General features: G+C 61.2%; 14 protein-coding genes. 12 read left to right on the top strand and 2 right to left on the bottom strand.

The features are described from left to right. Positions 1–53: 53 nt before the first annotated feature. The 7 genes from G452_RS0107620 to G452_RS0107590 all read left to right on the top strand — a co-directional run bounded on the left by G452_RS0107620 (position 54) and on the right by G452_RS0107590 (position 7,504). Positions 54–908, top strand: a complete 855-nt coding sequence (locus G452_RS0107620) for an HDOD domain-containing protein (protein ID WP_022661672.1) — start codon at positions 54–56, stop codon at positions 906–908. Continuing rightward, positions 908–1,813 carry an MBL fold metallo-hydrolase gene (locus G452_RS0107615; RefSeq protein WP_022661671.1) on the top strand — a complete coding sequence of 302 codons (906 nt, stop codon included), beginning with the start codon at positions 908–910 and terminating at the stop codon, positions 1,811–1,813. The genes G452_RS0107620 and G452_RS0107615 overlap by 1 nt, the downstream gene beginning before the upstream one ends. Next, positions 1,698–2,777, top strand: a complete 1,080-nt coding sequence (locus tag G452_RS0107610; RefSeq protein WP_327077705.1) for an MBL fold metallo-hydrolase — start codon at positions 1,698–1,700, stop codon at positions 2,775–2,777. The genes G452_RS0107615 and G452_RS0107610 overlap by 116 nt, the downstream gene beginning before the upstream one ends. A gap of 101 nt (positions 2,778–2,878) precedes the next feature. Continuing rightward, positions 2,879–3,289: a response regulator gene (locus G452_RS0107605; protein ID WP_022661669.1), complete on the top strand. Its 411-nt coding sequence runs from the start codon at positions 2,879–2,881 to the stop codon at positions 3,287–3,289. Between the two features lie 136 nt (positions 3,290–3,425). After that, positions 3,426–4,556 carry a PSP1 domain-containing protein gene (gene ricT / locus G452_RS18595; RefSeq protein ID WP_022661668.1) on the top strand — a complete coding sequence of 377 codons (1,131 nt, stop codon included), beginning with the start codon at positions 3,426–3,428 and terminating at the stop codon, positions 4,554–4,556. 35 nt (positions 4,557–4,591) lie between these two features. Next, positions 4,592–6,550: a methionine--tRNA ligase gene (gene metG / locus G452_RS0107595; RefSeq protein WP_022661667.1), complete on the top strand. Its 1,959-nt coding sequence runs from the start codon at positions 4,592–4,594 to the stop codon at positions 6,548–6,550. Positions 6,551–6,757: 207 nt separating this feature from the next. Then, the gene (locus G452_RS0107590) at positions 6,758–7,504 is read left to right on the top strand and encodes an SAM-dependent methyltransferase (protein WP_022661666.1); all 747 of its coding nucleotides are present in this window, start codon (positions 6,758–6,760) and stop codon (positions 7,502–7,504) included. A gap of 103 nt (positions 7,505–7,607) precedes the next feature. On the opposite strand, the gene G452_RS0107585 is transcribed toward G452_RS0107590, so the two are convergent. Together G452_RS0107585 and G452_RS0107580 are read right to left on the bottom strand one after the other, a co-directional pair. Further along, positions 7,608–8,411 carry a class I SAM-dependent methyltransferase gene (locus tag G452_RS0107585; RefSeq protein WP_022661665.1) on the bottom strand — a complete coding sequence of 268 codons (804 nt, stop codon included), beginning with the start codon at positions 8,409–8,411 and terminating at the stop codon, positions 7,608–7,610. Beyond that, positions 8,404–9,357, bottom strand: a complete 954-nt coding sequence (locus G452_RS0107580) for a YbgA family protein (RefSeq protein WP_022661664.1) — start codon at positions 9,355–9,357, stop codon at positions 8,404–8,406. The genes G452_RS0107585 and G452_RS0107580 overlap by 8 nt, the downstream gene beginning before the upstream one ends. Before the next feature lie 300 nt (positions 9,358–9,657). Here G452_RS0107580 and carB point away from each other — a divergent pair, with 300 nt between their 5' ends. From carB to G452_RS0107555, 5 genes are read left to right on the top strand one after another with little or no spacing between them, the layout of a single operon-like run. After that, positions 9,658–12,903, top strand: a complete 3,246-nt coding sequence (gene carB, locus G452_RS0107575; protein ID WP_022661663.1) for a carbamoyl-phosphate synthase large subunit — start codon at positions 9,658–9,660, stop codon at positions 12,901–12,903. A gap of 22 nt (positions 12,904–12,925) precedes the next feature. Next, positions 12,926–14,347, top strand: coding sequence for an amidophosphoribosyltransferase (purF, locus tag G452_RS0107570; RefSeq protein ID WP_022661662.1), 1,422 nt, complete (start codon positions 12,926–12,928; stop codon positions 14,345–14,347). Between the two features lie 10 nt (positions 14,348–14,357). Continuing rightward, positions 14,358–15,353, top strand: coding sequence for a KpsF/GutQ family sugar-phosphate isomerase (locus G452_RS0107565; RefSeq protein WP_022661661.1), 996 nt, complete (start codon positions 14,358–14,360; stop codon positions 15,351–15,353). A 14-nt stretch (positions 15,354–15,367) separates the two neighbouring features. Next, positions 15,368–15,919: a YkgJ family cysteine cluster protein gene (locus G452_RS0107560; protein WP_022661659.1), complete on the top strand. Its 552-nt coding sequence runs from the start codon at positions 15,368–15,370 to the stop codon at positions 15,917–15,919. 9 nt (positions 15,920–15,928) lie between these two features. Beyond that, positions 15,929–18,277 (top strand): penicillin-binding protein 1A, encoded by a 2,349-nt coding sequence (locus G452_RS0107555; protein ID WP_022661658.1) that lies wholly within the window; start codon positions 15,929–15,931, stop codon positions 18,275–18,277. Positions 18,278–18,312 lie beyond the last annotated feature (35 nt).

Here is an 18,312-nt window from a genome sequence, read left to right as displayed (position 1 = left end):
TTTGCTTTAGAAAAATGTAGATTCCATCAAAATTCCAGTTCCGGCGAGGGATGATGGGCACGATACAAGACAAGCTGCTGCGGGCCGTTGATAAAATGCCCGGCTTCCCCAAAAGCGTTCAGCAGATCCTTGAAATGACCGCGGACATCAACTGTTCCCAAAAAGAGTTGGTCGAAGTGATCAAGAAGGATCCCGTCTTCACGCTCAAGATCCTTCGCATGGTCAATTCCGCCTATTTTTCCCTGGCTCAGGAAGTCACTTCCGTGAATCAGGCTAGCGTCTACCTCGGTCTGAACACCCTCAAGAACGTGGCTCTCGGCCTCGCCGTCATCGGCACGCTGCCCATGACCAATCCAGCGGGCTTCGACATGCAGCGCTTTTGGCTGCATTCCCTTTCCGTTGCCGCCGCAGGTCGGTTGCTCGGCGCGAGCGGCAGGGACAAGGGCCGGGATGAGGCGGAATATTTCGCCGCGGGACTCCTGCACGACATGGGCAAGATCGTTTTCGCACTCTATGCTCCGGAGGAGTATCGCGCCGTGCTCCTGCGGAGCGCCGAAATGGGCATTTCCCTGCACGACCTCGAATACGAGGCCTTCGGCCTTTCGCACGCCGACATCGGCGCCCGGCTGGCCGTGGCCTGGAATCTCCCTGCGGACCTGACGGAGTGCATTTCCGCGCATCATACCCTGAGCGACGGATCCAGGCTGACGGTCTGCGTGAGCCTTGCGAATCTGGTGGTCAAGCATCTGGGATACGGATACTCCGGAAACAAGGCTGTCGAACCGCCTCACCCGCAGGTTTCGCTCCTGTTTCCCGGATCGGTGGCCGACATAGCGAGCAGTCTCGACGGCCTCGAGGCCGAGGTGGAGAAGGCACGAATGTTCGTCCAGTTGGGCGGAGCGGCCTGATGCGCGCACGCTTTTGGGGCGTTCGCGGCTCCCTGCCCGCTCCCGGACCGGACACCCTTCGCTACGGCGGCAACACCACATGCATCGAGGTCGTTTCGAAGTCCGGCGACAGGATCATCCTGGACGGCGGCACGGGAATCCGTCCCCTGGGATTGCGACTCGCCGCCCTGATGCCTCTGGCTTGCGATGTCTTCATCACCCATACGCACTGGGATCACATCCAGGGCTTGCCTTTTTTCTTGCCCCTGTTTGCTCCGGGGAACAGAATCACCATTCATGGCCCGCCCGATCCCGTGAACATGCGCGGCATGGAATGCGTGCTGGAATGCCAGATGGCCTATCCCCATTTCCCGGTCCGCTGCTCTGAGCTTCAGGCAGAGATAACTTTCGATACCCTGCGGGAAGGCCAAACCGTGAGCGTGGGGGCCTTCCGCGTGACCTGCATTCTCATGAACCATCCCGCCTTGAATTTCGGATACCGCGTGGACGACCTGGAGCAGGGCGCCTCCCTGTTCTTCACCGGGGATCATGAACCCTTCGCCAATATCCATGCACCGGGCGAAGATGGGTATGAAGAATATCAGGAGGCCGTCGACGAGCGCAACGAGCGCATCGACGCCTTGGTTTCCGGAGTCGATCTCATCATCGCCGACGGGCAGTACACCGATGCCGAATTCGCCTGCCGCCGGGGGTGGGGCCACTCCTCCATGAGTCAGGTTGTGGATTTCGCCAGGCGGGCCGGAGCTTCCCGCGTGGTCCTGACGCACCATGAGACCACGCGCTGCGACGATGATCTGGACGCGCTTCTTTCGGGCCTTCGCGCGGAAAACCCGGACCCGGAAATGGAGATCGACTTCGCGCGCGAGGGCGACTGCCATGAAGCGGGCGCGGGGGGCAAAGGGTAGCGGCGAATTCATTTCTCCAATATGTACGGGTTGCGCCTCTGGGAAAGGTGTGTCATGTACGCCCGATGGAGGCTCATCAGCGCCTTGCGCGCAGAGGGTCGGCTGCCTTCCGGAGGTGAAGGTGTATATTCGCTGTTGGGGCGCCCGCGGGTCCATTCCCGTTTCGGGGCAGGAATATCTTAAGTATGGCGGGGACACTGCCTGCCTGGAGATTCGGACAGCTGCGAACGACACTGTCGTGATCGTTGACGCCGGTTCGGGCGTTCGTCCATTGGCGAATCAGCTTGTGGAGGAGGGCAGGCGGGACTACACGTTTCTGTTCACCCATGCCCACTGGGACCACATCCTGGGTTTTCCGTTTTTCAAGCCGTTGTACTCGCCTCGCAATTCCATCAAAATTTACGGCTGTCCCATCTCGCAGGGGAACATGCAGACGCTGCTTTCCAAGACCATGAGCGCGCCGTATTTTCCGGTTCCCTTCGAAGAGGTCCGCGCCAGCATCGGGTACAAGGAATATTGCGACAAGCCTCTTGTCATCGACGGCATGAGCGTGGAAACCATTCCGCTCAGCCACCCCAACATGGGCGTCGGCTTTCGGTTCACGGAGAGGGACAGGCGGTTCGTGTTTCTGACGGACAACGAGTTGGGCTTCCGGCATCCCGGAGGGCGAAGCTTCGAGGAATATGCCCGGTTTTGCGAAGGGGCGGACCTGCTCATACACGACGCGGAGTACACGCTTGAGGACTACGCCCAGCGCCGGGGCTGGGGCCACTCCACCTTCGAGCAGGCCATGAATCTTGCGCTTGCCGCCAATGTGGGCCTGGTCGGCCTCTACCACCACAACCAGGATCGGCCCGACGCCGAGGTGGATTTCATGGTTGAGCGGGCCCGCAATCTTGCGGAGCAGCGTGGTTCCGCAACCTCCTGCTTCGGCGTTTCCCAGACGTGGTCGGTGACGCTCTAGGCGGCGTTCAAGGAGCGGCTTGCATTTTGGGGTTAAAAGTGAGATTTTTCCGGGGCGCTTGCTGCGCCGCTGAAACGTAAACCTGATTTCGGGAGGGAACGATGCGGGCTTTGATCGTTGACGACGACTTCTACTCTCGAAGCATGTTGCATGACATGCTGCGCCCTTACGCCGGTTGCGACATCGCCGTGAACGGCGAGGAGGCGGTCTACGCGTTCAAGCAGGCGCTGGAGGGCGGAAATCCCTACGATTTGGTCTGCCTTGATCTCGTCATGCCGGAGATGGACGGACAGCAGGCGCTGTGGGAAATCCGCGCCCTGGAGCACGAGCACGGCACGCATCCGACGCAGGAAACCAAGGTCATCGTCATCACCATGCTCGACGACAAGAAAGAGACGCACGATGCCTTTTTTCTTGGGGGGGCCACCTCCTACATCGTCAAGCCCGTGGACCAGAACAAGCTGCTCGACGAACTTCGCAGCCTGAAGCTCGTTGACGAGGTGGAAATCTGAGAGCTTGTCTCTTCGCCTGTCTTTTTTCCTGTCCATCCTTGTCGGGAATGGGCTGTTTTTCGTATATTGCGGCGTTACGCATCTCCTATTGTTCCTAACGCCCCGCTGGGGGCTTTTTTCTTTGGCAGAGTGAGCAATGAGTCATATTCTTGGTGTAAAATTCACCGATTACGGACAGGTCTATTTCTTTTCCTCCGGAGCCTTCGTGGTTGAGGAGGGGCAGGAAGTCATTGTCCGCACCGAACAGGGCATGGGCCTGGGCAAGGTGGTCAGCGTGGAGCCTTCCGAAGAGGACGGCTCCGGCGTCTATACCCCGATCTATCGCCTGGCCAACGAGGAAGATCAGAAAACCCGCCAGGAAAACGACGACCTGGCCAGGGACGCATTTCGGTTCTGCCGCAAATGCGTGAGTCGGCGCGAACTGGAAATGAAGCTTGTGGATGTGGAGGTCTTTTTTGATCGAAGCAAGATGATCTTCTATTTCACCTCTCCGGGGCGCATCGATTTCCGGGAGCTGATCAAGGATCTTGTCCGCGAGTACCGCACGCGTATCGAGTTGCGGCAGATCGGCGTCCGTCACGAGACGCAGATGCTTGGCGCGCTGGGCAACTGCGGGCAGATGTGCTGCTGTCGCCGGTTCATGCGCAAGTTCGTGCCCGTGACCATCAAAATGGCCAAGGAGCAGAACCTGTTCCTGAATCCCACCAAAATATCCGGTATTTGCGGTCGGCTGCTCTGCTGTCTCAGTTTCGAGCAGGACGCCTACGAACAGTTCCACAAGGAATGCCCCAAGACCGGCAAGAGGTTTCAGACCTCGCTGGGCATGGCGCGAGTCATCCGTTCTAACTTCTTCAAGAAAACTGTCACCGCATTCATGGACGACGGTTCGGAGAAGGAACTGACGCTTGACGAATGGCAGGAGATCGTGAACAAGCCTCCGAGCGAGGAGACGCTGGCCGCGCAGGAAGCAAGCGCGCGCCCGCCGCGCGGTCGGACTCCGTCCCGCTCCACGGGGCGTCCGCGTCAGCAGCGGCCCATGCCTGCACGCGAGGAGAATCCTCCGTCCGCATCACAGCCGGAAGTTCGCCAGCCCGAACCGGAAGCGGCTCCGAAACGTGAGGAAAGCGTTCCTCAGCCTCCGCGCGAGCGTCAGGAAAAGGGCGCGGGCCAGGGCGAGGACAAAAAGAACCGCTCCGGGCGCAAGCCCCGCCGACGGCGCAAGAAGACGCGCCAGCCGAAAAAAAACGCTAATTCGAGCGAGCAGTAGCCCGCAGGCTTCAGGAATACGCCAAGGAGACTCCAGTGGACAACTTCTACATCACCACGCCCATTTTCTACGTGAATGCGAAACCGCACCTGGGCCACGCCTATACCGCCATCATCGCCGATGCCGCGACCCGTTTTCACAAGCTCATGGGCAGGGACACCTACTTCCTGACCGGAACGGACGAGCACGGCGACAAGATCGTCAAGGCGGCCGAAGCCAACGGCCAGACCCCCAAGGCCTACGTGGACAAGATCAGCGGGTTGTTCAAGGGGCTTTGGCCCAGCCTGGAAGTGCGCAACGACCAGTTCATCCGCACCACCTCCCCGGCGCACATCAAGGTTGTCCAGGAGATTCTCCAGAAGGTCTACGACAAGGGCGACATCTACTTCGGCGAATACGGCGGTCATTATTGTTTCGGCTGCGAGCGCTTCTACACCGAGAAGGAGCTTGTGGACGGCAAATGCCCGCAGCACGAGACCGCTCCCGAATACATCGCCGAGAAGAACTACTTCTTCAAGATGTCCAAGTATCAGGGCTGGCTCATTGAGCACATCAAGAAGAATCCCGAGTTCGTGCGGCCCGAACGGTATCGCAAGGAAGTGCTCAGCCTGCTGGAATCCGGGGCGCTGGAGGATCTTTGCATCTCACGGCCCAAGAGCCGCCTGGAGTGGGGCATCGAGCTGCCCTTCGACAAGGATTACGTCTGCTACGTCTGGTTCGACGCGCTGATCAACTACGTTTCCGCGCTGGGGTACCCTGACGGCGACAAGTTCAAGAAGTATTGGCCCGCCACCAACCATCTCATCGCCAAGGACATCCTCAAGCCGCACGCCGTGTTCTGGCCGTGCATGCTCAAGTCCGCAGGCATCGAGCCGTTCCAGCGGCTCAACGTGCATGGCTACTGGCTGATCAAGGACACCAAGATGTCCAAGTCCCTGGGCAACGTTGTCGAGCCCCTGGACATGATCGAGACTTACGGGCTGAACGCGTTTCGGTATTTCCTGCTGCGCGAGATGAGCTTCGGCCAGGACGCGAGCTTTTCCGAGGAGGCCCTGGTGGGACGGCTCAATGCCGACCTGGCCAACGATCTGGGCAACCTCTTCAACCGCACGCTCTCCATGACCCACAAGTATTTCAAGGGCATGATCCCCGTTCCGGACAATGCCGAGGAAATCGAGGACGCGGAAATCAAGAAGCTCGGACAGAAGGCCATGGAGGTCTTTCAGACCGAATTCGCGGAGATGCGCTTCGCCCGCGCTCTGGAAGGACTTTGGGAGCTGGTGCGCGGTCTCAATAAGTACATCGATACCGTGCAGCCCTGGACGCTCTACAAGAACAAGAACATGAAGCGCCTTTCCACCGTCATGTACGTGATGCTGGAAAACATGCGCAAAATCGCCGTGCACGTCTGGCCCGTGATGCCCGATGCCGCCGTGAACATGCTGCGCCAGCTGGGAATCGAGTTCGATCCGCGCAAGGTCGATCTTTCCAAGGAAATGGACGCATGGGGACTGCTCGATACGGGTACGATGGTATCCGAAACCTCGAACCTCTTTCCTCGCGTCGATTCAATCAAGAAGGACGAGCCTGAGGCGGCCGCAGCCAAGCCCGCCAAGGCGGCGGCCAAGGCCAAGGAAGCTCCGAAGGCCGTGGACGGGGATTCCGGGGCCATCGAATTCGAGGACTTTCAGAAAGTGGATTTGCGGGTCGGCACCGTGGTCGAGGTCGGCAAGCATCCGGATGCGGACCGTCTCTTGCTGGTCCAGGTCGATCTTGGCGAGGCCGAGGGGCCGAGGCAGGTCGTGGCCGGGCTTGCTGACTTTTTCAAGCCCGAAGACCTCAAGGGCAGGCAGGTCGTTGTCGTGGCCAACCTCAAGCCCCGCAAGCTTCGCAAGCAGCTTTCCCAGGGCATGATCCTGGCCGTGAAGACCGAGTCGGGGATGGAGCTGCTGACCGCTTCGGGGACGGTGCCCGGCGGCAGCAAGGTCAGCTAGGCTTGCCGGTTGCGAATCGTCAGGCAATGAAAAGCGCCCCGGTATCGGGGCGCTTTTTTTATTTGGGGTATTCGGATGTTGTGGTTGATGGGATCGGCACGTAAGGTCCACATTGTCATTCAACAACGGATAGTCTGGTTGACTGGGTGTGCGTATTAAATCACCCTCCGCGTCACACAAATTCACATCCGCAAGGAGTTTCCTATAGTGGACATTCCCCGAATCTTCAACATTATGGAAAGTGCTCACCGCATTCACAATCCGTTTACACCCGAAAAATTCGCTACTCTCGGCGAGGCGCTGCGCCTGGACTCCGGGACGAGTGTGCTTGACCTCGGCAGCGGTTCGGGCGAGATGCTCTGCACCTGGGCACGTGACTACAAAATCGTTGGCACCGGTGTGGACATGAGCCGGTTGTTCTCCAAGCAAGCGAAACTCCGAGCTGAAGAACTCGGCGTTGCCGATCGCATTCGGTTCATCCACGACGACGCTGCGGGCTACGTCACAGACGAAAAGGTCGGTATAGCAGCTTGTGTCGGGGCCACATGGATTGGCGGAGGAGTAGCCGGCACCATCGAGCTTCTTTCGAAGAGTCTCATTGCCGACGGGATCATACTCGTTGGAGAGCCTTACTGGCGACAGCTGCCACCGACGGAAGATGTTGCCAAAGGGTGCTTTGCCAACTCGATCTCCGACTATCTTACGCTTCCTAAGCTTCTCACGTCTTTCGGCGACCTCGGCTACGATGTCGTAGAGATGGTTCTGGCTAACCAAGACGGTTGGGACAGATATGAGGCGGCCAAGTGGCTCACCATGCGTCAATGGCTTGAAGCGAATCCAAACGATGACCTCTCGGAAGTAGTACGAGAAAAGTTGTCCTCAGAGCCCGAACGCTACACCTCGTACACACGAGAGTACATGGGTTGGGGGGTGTTCGCGCTGATGGCACGGTGAACTGATCTTGTTCGGGCGCGCCTGTTGGGCAGCTGGGCGCTCTGCTGTGCGCCCTCGTTGGCGTGGAGAAGGTGCTCCATCAGCCATTAAATCCGCAGACTCTTTATTTGAAGGCCACGGCCACGCTGTGCGCCAGGGCGAAGAACGTGTCTGCGTCATCGGCGAGGTCGTCGCGACGTTGCCGGGGGGATCCGTTCCGGGAGATGAACGCGTTTTCGAAAAAGCGTTTTCGTTCCTCGCTGTCCAGACCCGCAGTGTGGTCCACCTTGAATTCCATGAGCAGGTCGCTGGGCGTCGGCTTCAATCGCAGCATCCTGGACTGGAGTTCGCGTGCGTGGTGGCGGTCCGATCCTCTGGCCAGGGCCGCCGTGGAGCGGAGCAGCAGTTCCAGGTTCGAGCCGGAAGGCCGCACGGCGTGCGTGTCGTCGTCGAGCGCGTGCGCGATGAGCGCGCCTCCCGGAGCGAGCATGTCCCAGAGGCGTTGCGTCGCCTTGGCGGGATCAGGCGCACTTTGCAGGGTGCGGGAAGCGAAGATGATGTCGAACTGGCCGTAGTCTTCCATGTCCAGTTCATCGATTTCCGCGCAGCTATAGAGAAACCGGGAGTCTTTGTTTTGCTTGCGCGCCTGGGCGACCGCTTCCGCACAGCGATCCACTCCCAGGCAATGGAAGGGGATGTCGAGGCGGGGAATCCGGGACCGGGCGACATGGCCGTTCGCGCAGCCTGCGTCGAGAATCGCATAGCGTTCGCGTTTCGGCAGACGTTCGACGACACGCGTCAGCACGCGCATGTCCAGTTCCAGCAGGTCGTCGGCCAGGGGTCGAAGGCGCTCCGCCTGGGCCGTGGTATCGTTGTCGAGAACGACTGTCCCCAGATTCCCGTAAGCATGTTCGTTTTGTTCAGGCATGGTTCAGCAGCTTGAGTTCCGCGGGCGGCGGGTTCAGGTAGACTTGGGAGGCGAGGTATTCCTGGCCGTATTTGCGGACGTAGTGGTTCAGCAGGGTGATGGGCACGATTCGGGGGACCAGTTCTTCGCCGTAAAGGCGAATGACTTCCCGCAGTTCCTGTTTTTCATCCGGGTCGAGAAATTTCTTGAAGTACCCCTGGCAATGGTCGAGCACGTTGCGGTGCTGCCGGGGCTTGGCTTCCCGCGCCAGCGCTTCCATGAGCCTCTTGATGTACGCGTCCGCGAGATCCTGCGGGGCCACGCTCCCGGCCTTGGCCACGAGCTTGCCCAGATCGCGGTAGGCCTGGACGTTGTGGGCCATGACCAGCAGCTTGTGGCGGGTGTGGAAGTCCACGAGCGCCCCTGGGGCGAGTCCTTTCCGAAGCATGGTCTGCCAGCGGTGCATGGTGAAGATGCGGTCGATGAAGTTTTCCCGCAGCACGGGGGCGTTGAGCCGCCCCTCGTCCTCCACCGGCAGCAGCGGAAAGCGGTCCATGAACATCCCCGCGAACAAGCCGCGCCCCTTCAGGGAGGGCGGCCCGCCTTTCTCCGGATAGACCTTGACCCGGCTCATGCCGCTGGACGGCGAACCGTATTTGAAGACGAAGCCGCAGAGCTGTTCCGACTCGAGTTCTTCCAGCCGCTTTTCCGCCCAGGCCTTCATCGTTTCCGTGTGGTCCACGCGGGTTTTCCCCGTGACCAGCCGGGGCGATTGCGGGTCGCCCACGAGGCGCAGCGATTCGCGGGGGATGGGCAGGCCGCTCTCGACTTCGGGGCAAACGGGCACGAACTGCACGTATTGACCCAGCACGTCCCGGAGGTAGCGGTCGAGCTTGTGGCCTCCGTCGAATCGGACGTTCTCTCCGAGAAGACAGCGGCTTACGCCGAGCTTGAGACGTTCTTCCATGAACCCGCTCCTGTTTTCTGGGAGAATGCCACCGCCTTGGAAAGGGGGCAACCCACTTTCGTTCAATTACTACTTGGGACTGATATTCTCGGAGCGGCGCGAACAGCGCTTCGCGCAGGAGTGTTTTCCGGAGGGCGCGTCCGGAAAAGCGTCCGCATAATGGCGCAGCTTCCTGAAATAGAGTGCGAAATGCGTTCTTCCGGCCAGCGGGGCGGATACTTGCCCATCGGGCCGAGATGGCATATGTTCCTTTGCTTCAACGACGAACACAATCCAATCAAAAATCCCTGAAGGACGTCCATGCCTAAACGCACTGACCTGAAGAAGATCATGCTGATCGGGTCCGGCCCGATCGTCATCGGACAGGCCTGTGAATTCGACTATTCCGGAACCCAGGCGCTCAAGGCGCTCAAGGAGGAAGGGTACGAGGTCGTTCTGGTCAACTCCAACCCGGCCACGATCATGACCGACCCGGAGCTTGCCGACCGGACCTACATCGAGCCCATCGAGCCGAACACGGTGGCCAAGATCATCGCCAAGGAGCGGCCGGACGCCCTGCTGCCGACCCTGGGCGGCCAGACAGCCTTGAACACCGCGCTGGCTGTCTCCGAAATGGGAGTCCTCGAAAAATACGGCGTGGAGCTCATCGGCGCCAACGAGCACGTCATCCAGAAGGCGGAGAGCCGCGAACTCTTCCGTCAGGCCATGGCCAACATCGGCCTCAAGGTTCCGGAAAGCGGCATCGCCCGCAACATGGAAGACGTGCGCGCCTGGGGCGAAAAGATCTCCTTCCCCATCATCGTCCGTCCCGCCTACACCATGGGCGGCACGGGCGGCGGCGTGGCCTACAACATGGAAGAGCTGGAAGCCATCTGCGCCCACGGTCTCGCCCTCTCCATCAAGAGCGAGATCATGCTGGAGCAGTCCGTGCTCGGCTGGAAGGAATACGAGCTGGAGGTCATGCGGGACAAGAAAGACAACTGCGTGATCATCTGCTCCATCGAAAACCTGGACCCCATGGGCGTGCACACGGGCGACTCCATCACCGTGGCTCCGGCCCAGACCCTTACGGACCAGGAATACCAGAAGATGCGCGACGCGGCCTTGGCCATCATGCGCGAGATCGGCGTGGAAACCGGCGGCTCCAACGTGCAGTTCGCGGTCAATCCCGAAAACGGCGAGCTGGTGATCATCGAGATGAACCCGCGCGTGTCGCGTTCCTCGGCCCTGGCGTCCAAGGCCACGGGCTTCCCCATCGCGAAGATCGCGGCCAAGCTGGCCGTGGGCTATACGCTGGACGAGATCCCCAACGACATCACGCGCGAGACCATGGCCTCCTTCGAGCCGACCATCGACTACTGCGTGATCAAGATTCCCCGGTTCACCTTCGAGAAATTCCCCGGCTCCGAGGATTACCTGACCACGGCCATGAAGAGCGTGGGCGAGACCATGGCCATCGGCCGGACCTTCAAGGAAGCGCTCCAGAAGGGGCTGCGTTCCCTGGAAGTGGGCATGCCGGGCCTGGGCAAGGATTTCGAGACCTGCCCCCAGGACAAGGACGAGCTGCTGACCCTGCTGCGCAAGCCCAATTCCCAGCGCCTCTACGCCGTGCGCAACGCCATGCGCTGCGGCTTCAGCAACGAGGAGATCCACGAGACCTCCAAGATCGATCCCTGGTTCCTGCGCCAGATCCGCGACGTGCTCGGCATGGAAGAAAAGCTCAAGGACTACGGGATGCTGCACGGAGTGGACGAAAAAGATCCCGAACTGCCGATCTTGCTGCGCAAGGCCAAGGAATTCGGCTACTCCGACCAGCAGCTGGCCACGCTCTGGAAGATGTCGCACAAGAGCGTGCGCGCCCTGCGCCAGCGCCTGGGCATCACCCCGACCTACTACCTCGTGGACACCTGCGCCGCGGAGTTCGAAGCCTTCACTCCCTATTATTATTCCACCTACGAGAGCGGCGACGAGATCCGGCCTGCCGAGGGCAAGAAGATCATCATCCTCGGCGGCGGTCCCAACCGCATCGGCCAGGGCATCGAGTTCGACTACTGCTGCTGCCACTCCTCGTTCCAGCTCCGCGAAATGGGCATCAAGTCCATCATGGTCAACTCCAACCCGGAAACCGTGTCCACGGACTACGACACCTCGGACCGGCTCTACTTCGAGCCGCTGACCTTCGAGGACGTGCTCAACATCGTGGAGTTCGAAAAGCCCGACGGGGTCATCGTCCAGTTCGGCGGCCAGACTCCCCTGAACCTCGCTGTTCCTCTCATGGAAGCGGGCGTGCCCATGATCGGCACCTCGCCCGACGCCATCGACCGCGCCGAGGACCGCGAGCGCTTCAAGCGGCTGCTCAAGCAGCTGCACCTCAAGCAGCCGCTCAACGGCACGGCCATGAGCCTGATCCAGGCCAAGGAAATCGCCGAGAAGATCGGTTTCCCCCTGGTGCTGCGGCCGTCCTACGTTCTCGGCGGGCGCGGCATGGACATCGTCTACTCCATGGACGAGTTCGAGCGCTATTTCCGCGAGTCCGCGCTGGTCAGCCCGGAACATCCCGTGCTCATCGACAAGTTCCTGGAACACGCCGTGGAAGTGGACGTGGACGCCCTGGCCGACGGCGAGGACTGCTACATCGGCGGCGTCATGGAGCACATCGAGGAGGCGGGCATCCATTCCGGCGACTCCGCCTGCGTTCTGCCGGCCCATACCATTCCCAGGGAGCTGGTGGAGGAGATCGAGCGTCAGACCAAAGCCATGGCCCTGGAGCTGGGCGTGGTCGGCCTGATGAACGTGCAGTACGCCATCAAGGACGGCGAGATCTACATCATCGAGGTCAACCCCCGCGCCTCGCGCACCGTGCCCTTTGTTTCCAAGGCAACGGCGGTTCCCCTGGCCAAGCTGGCCACCCGCATCATGCTCGGCGAGAAGCTCAAGGATCTCGATCCGTGGTCCATGCGCAAGACCGGCTGGGTCGCGGTCAAGGAGGCGGTCTTCCCGTTCAACCGCTTCCCCAATGTGGACGTGATCCTCGGACCGGAAATGCGCTCCACCGGCGAGGTCATGGGCATCGACGGCAGCTTCGGCCTGGCCTTCATGAAGGCGCAGCTCGCCGCCGGACAGGTGCTGCCCAGCCAGGGCACGGTCTTCGTGGCCGTGAACGACTGGGACAAGCCGCTGATCCTGCCCGTTGTGCGCAAGTTCCAGGAAATGGGCTTCCGCGTGCTTGCCACGCGCGGCACCGCGACCTACCTGTACGACAACGGCCTGCGAAAGGTGGAGCCCGTGCTCAAGGTCTACGAAGGCCGGCCCAACGTGCTCGACCACATCAAGAACAAGGAGATCAGCCTGGTCATCAACACCGTGTCCGGTCGCAAGACCGTCCACGATTCCAAGGACATCCGCCAGGCTGCATTGCTTTATAACGTTCCCTACGTGACCACGCTCGCCGGCGCCAAAGCCACGGTTCAGGCGATTGCCGAGGTTCGCAGCGCGGGGTTGCAGGTGCAGTGCCTGCAAGAATATTACGGCAACCGCGACGCCTAGCGCGTTGCCTCGGAGATCGTGCATGAAGAAAGAATACTGCGGCCTTTTCGGTATCGACCGACATCCCGAGGCCGCCCGCATGACGTATTTCGGCCTCTATGCCCAGCAGCACCGCGGCCAGGAATCCGCGGGCATCTGCACCTGGGACGGCCAGCGCATCCGCGAGCAGCGGGGCATGGGCCTCGTGGCCGACGTGTTCAACGAGCGGCACCTCGGCAAGGAACTCAAGGGTCAGGTGGCCGTGGGACATATCCGCTATTCCACCACGGGCGTGTCCCTGATCCGCAATGCCCAGCCCTTCCTGGTCCGCCACGGCGACTACCGCATCGCCGTGGCCCACAACGGCAACCTCGTGAATACCTACGAGCTGCGCCGCGAGCTGGAGGCCCAGGGGTCCATTTTCCAGACCACCATGGACACGGAAGTCTTCGTGCACCTGATCGCCAAGCATCTCAACGGCAGCACGCTGGAAGAGGCGATCATCAAGGCCTGCTCCAAGATCAAGGGCGCGTACTCGCTGCTGATCCTGGCCAACGACAAGCTCATCGCCATCAAGGATCCCAACGGGTTCCGCCCTCTGGCCATGGGCCGGATCGGCGAGAGCTACGTCTTCGCCTCCGAGACCTGCGCCTTCGATCTCATCGAGGCGGAGTACCTTCGCCCGCTGGAGCCCGGCGAGATGGTCGTGGTGGAGAACGGCCGGATGCGCAGCATGCGCATCTGCGAGCCGCAGCCGCGCACGTCCTGCGTGTTCGAGCTGATCTATTTCGCCCGGCCCGATTCCGTGGTCTTCGGCGAGGTGGTCTACGAGCGCCGCAAGGAAATGGGCAGGATTCTCGCCCAGGAGGCCCCGGTGGAGGCCGACATGGTCATGCCGTTCCCGGATTCGGGAAACTACGCGGCCATCGGCTATTCCCAGGAATCGGGCCTGCCGCTCGAGCTGGCCATGATCCGCAATCACTACGTGGGCCGCACCTTCATCCAGCCCTCGCAGGACATGCGCGACTTCGGCGTCCGGGTGAAGCTGAACCCGGTGCGGAGCATGATCAAGGGCAAGCGCATCCTCATCGTCGAGGATTCCATCGTGCGCGGAACCACCATCCGCACCCGCGTGAAGAAACTTCGCGAGCTCGGCGCGCGCGAGATCCACATGCGCGTCGCCTGTCCGGCCATCCGTTTTCCCTGTTATTACGGCATCGACTTCTCTTCCAAGGGCGAGCTCATCGCCGCCAACAACACCACGGAAGAAATCGCCAACTTCATCGGTCTGGACAGCCTGCACTACCTGAGCATCGAGGGCCTGCTCAAGGCCGTGAACAACAAGAGCCAGTACTGCCTGGCTTGCTTCGACGGCAATTATCCCGTGCCTCCCACGGAAACCACGGGCAAGGATTGCCTTGAGGATGTGGTGCGCCCCGGCATCGTGGGCCAATACTGCAAATAGGACGGCTGCAATGAGCTGCTGCAAGGCGGACGTGGACCTGCTGGAGGTCGCCCGCGAGGTTCTGGATATCGAGATCGAGGCTCTTTCCGAGGTGCGCAGGCAGCTCGGAGCGGGGTTCGAGGCTGCCGTGCGCCGCATTTCCTGCTGCACGGGGCGGCTGGTGGTCACGGGCATCGGCAAGTCCGGACTGGTGGGCCGGAAGATCGCGGCCACGCTTTCCAGCACGGGCACGCCTTCCTTCTTTCTCCACCCGGTCGAAGGCGCTCACGGCGACATGGGCATGATCCGATCCGAGGACGTGGTTCTTGCCATCTCCAACAGTGGGGAAACGGACGAACTCAACGCCATTCTGCCCACCCTGCGCTCCCTGGGAGCCTTCATCGTGGCCATGACCTCGCGCGAGGATTCCAGCATGGCCCGACTCGCGGATGAGGTCATCAAGGTGGCGGTGCCGCGCGAAGCCTGCCCCATGGGCCTTGCGCCCACGGCAAGCACCACGGCGACCCTGGCCGTGGGCGACGCCCTGGCGGTCTGCCTGATGCGTCTCAACGGCTTCAATAAAGGCGACTTCCGCCGCAACCATCCCGGCGGCGCCTTGGGGCAGCGTCTGAGCAAGCGCATCGCCGACCTCATGCACGCCGAAGGCCTTCCGGCGACTTCCGCTTCCGCCCCTCTTCGGGATGCGCTCGATGCCCTGAACGGAGGCGGCTTCGGGCTCGCGGCGCTCACGGACGAAGCGGGCAGGTTGCTGGGCGTGCTCTCGGACGGAGATGTGCGTCGTCTGGTCTGCAAGGGGGCTTTGCCCCTTGATCGCCCGGCGTCCGAGGTCATGACCGTCAATCCCAAGGCCGCGCGCATCGAAGAGACGGCGGCCCAGGTGCTGGACGTCATGGAAAAGCATCAGATCACGGTGTTGCCCGTGCTCGGCGAAGACCGCAAGCTCCTCGGATTCGTGCATCTGCACGACCTGCTCGGCAAGGGGCGGGTCAAATTCGCTGCGAAGTAGAGATACGAGGCGTCGTGACTTCCGATCCTTCCGTATGTAAGCGCTGCGCCCTGGAGGGGCCGACCTGCTGCCGCCTGGAGCCAGGACAGGAGGAGTTCTGTTTCCCGCTTTCCAACAAGGAAAAAGAGCGGATTCAGGAATTCCAGCCGGACGAGGGCGGCTTTGCGCTTCAGGAAAACACGGAAGGGTTCCGGCTGCATGTGTCCCGGCTTTTTCCCGGTGAACAGGGATTGATCCGGGAGCTGTTCCCTCCGCGCAAATTTCATTTTCGTCTGGCCGTGGACGAGAAGGGGGCCTGCCGCTTTCTCGGCCGCGCCGGCTGCCGGATCCCTTCGGAGCTGCGACCCTATTACTGTCGGCTCTTTCCCTTCTGGGTCGTGGACGGAACGGTCAACGTCTTTGACGCCGCTTCTTGCCTTGCCCGCAGGGAGGCGGTAAACCTTTTTCGCATGTACGATTCCTTCGGGCTGAACGCGGCCCAGGTGCGCGATCTCATGGGCCGGCTGCGGCTGGCCTGGGGTCTTCCCCCCACCTCCGGCATGAAACCGGTGAAACGCAGCTTTTAATGTGAGATTATGAAAATCCTGAAATATCTGCTGTATGCAGCTGTGGCGCTGAGTATCCTCTCGGCTGGAGCCCTTTATGGACTCTACCGCTGGGCCTCCAACGATCTGCCGAACTTCACCAAGATCACGGACTATACTCCCGCGTTGGTGACCACGGTCTATGATCGCGACGGCGGAGTGCTCGGTTATTTCTATCACCAGAAGCGCTTCCTGGTCCGTCTGGACGAGATGGACAAGTGGCTGCCCATGGCCTTTCTCGCCGCGGAGGACGCCTCTTTCTACAACCACGAGGGCGTGGACCTGGTGGCCATCTTCCGCGCCGCGCTGATCAACCTCAAGTCCGGGCGAACCAAGCAGGGCGGCAGCACTATCACCCAGCAGATCGTCAAGCAGCTCCTGCTCAGCAACGTCAAAAGCTACGAGCGCAAGCTCAAGGAGGCGATTCTCGCCTATAGGCTTGAGAACTACCTGACCAAGGAAGAAATTCTCACCATATATCTTAATGAGATTTTTCTCGGTTCCAACAGCTACGGGGTGGAATCCGCCGCGCGCACCTATTTCGGTAAGCACGCCAAGGATCTGACCCTGGCGGAGAGCGCCATGATAGCGGGCTTGCCCCAGGCGCCGAGCCGCTACAGCCCGTATGCCAACCTCGACCTCGCCAAGGACAGGCAGCACTATGTCCTGGGGCAGATGCGCAGTCTCGGCTGGATCACCCAGGAGCAATACGAAGAAGCCATGACCCAGGAAATCGAGCTCAAGCGGATGCCCGATCCTTCCTGGGGCACGGGCGCATATTATCTTGAGGAAGTGCGCCGCTGGCTCATCGACCAATACGGCGAAAACGCCGTGTACGAGCGCGGCCTTTCGGTTTACACGGCCTGCGATCCCAAGCATCAGGCCGCGGCGGAAAAGGCTTTGCGCCACGGATTGCAGGATTCCGCCAAGCGTCGCGGCTGGACCGGTCCGGTGGGCAACGTGGACGAGACTCCCGTGCTCATGGAGCGGCTGGACAACCAGGTGGTCGAGCCTGCCTCCCTTGCCGTCGGAGATCGGCTTCTGGCCATGGTCACGAGCGTGAAGCAGTCTTCGGCCACGGTCAAGGTCGGTCCCCTTTCCGGGGAGGTGCCCGTGGAAAGCATGTCCTGGTGCCGCAAGCCGGACATTCACGTTCGAGGCGCTTATGCCCCCAAGGTGACGGATGCTCGCAAGGTGGTCAAAAAGGGCGACGTGGTCTGGGTTTCGGTCAAGGCGTTGCCGCCGGAAGGGAAGGACGTCTGGACCTTCGATCTGGAAATCGAGCCGGAAGTGGAAGGTGCGGTGGTTTCCATCGCTCCGCAGACCGGCGAGGTCGTGGCCCTCGTGGGCGGCTACGACTACATGCGCAGCGAATACAACCGTGCGGTCCAGGCCCGGCGTCAGCCGGGATCGGCCTTCAAGCCCATCGTCTACTCCACGGCCATCGACAACGGCATGACCCCGGCCACCCTGATCAAGGATACGGCCATCGTCTACGAGAACGACGACGGTTCCGTCTGGCGTCCGGAGAACTACGAGGAAAGCTTCTACGGATGGCTTTCCCTGCGTACCGCGCTGGTCAAGTCCAAGAACCTGGTCACCATCCGCGTGGCCCAGAAGGTCGGCATCAACAAGATCATCGAACGTGCCAAGGCCCTTGGACTGCAAGCGGATTTCCCGCATGATCTGTCGGTCGCCCTGGGCTCGGCCTCGGTGACGCCGCTGAATCTCTGCTCCGCCTACACCGTGTTCCCGCGCGGCGGCTCCTGGGTGGAGCCGCGCATGGTCCTCGACGTCAAGGACGTCTGGGGCGAGGATATCTATACCTCGGAACTCAAATCCCATGACGTCATCAGCCCCCAGACCGCCTACATCATGACCTATCTGATGCAGGAGGTGGTGCGCCACGGCACGGGACGCAAGGCCCTCGTGCTCGGACGCCCCCTGGCGGGCAAGACCGGAACGACCAACGACGAGCGCGACGCCTGGTTCATGGGCTTTTCGCCGTATCTGCTGACCGGGGTGTACGTCGGTTTCGACGAACCGCGCTCCATGGGCGCGGGCGAAGCGGGCGGTTCCACGGCGCTGCCCATCTGGATCGAATATCGGCAGGCTGTGGAAAACGATTATCCGGTCCAGGACTTCACGCAGCCGGACGGCGTGGTCATTTCCCGCGCCACCTTCGAAGAGGGTTCCCGCGAGGGAATGCATATGGTATCCTACTTCCTGCCGTTCAAGGAAGGCACCCAGCCCGCCCCGGCCTCGGTTTCGGACGAACCCGGAGGCAGCGCGGGCAGCCCGCAGGGAGTGGACGACGATCTGCTCAAGCAGGGCTTTTAATGGGCTTTCCGATGGAGGCGCGCGGGTCGTCCGGC

The sequence above is a fragment of the Paucidesulfovibrio longus DSM 6739 genome (assembly GCF_000420485.1).
Lineage (GTDB): Bacteria > Desulfobacterota > Desulfovibrionia > Desulfovibrionales > Desulfovibrionaceae > Paucidesulfovibrio > Paucidesulfovibrio longus.
Note: the sequence above shows the minus strand (reverse complement) of the source record. Positions and strands in the feature narration are given on the sequence as shown.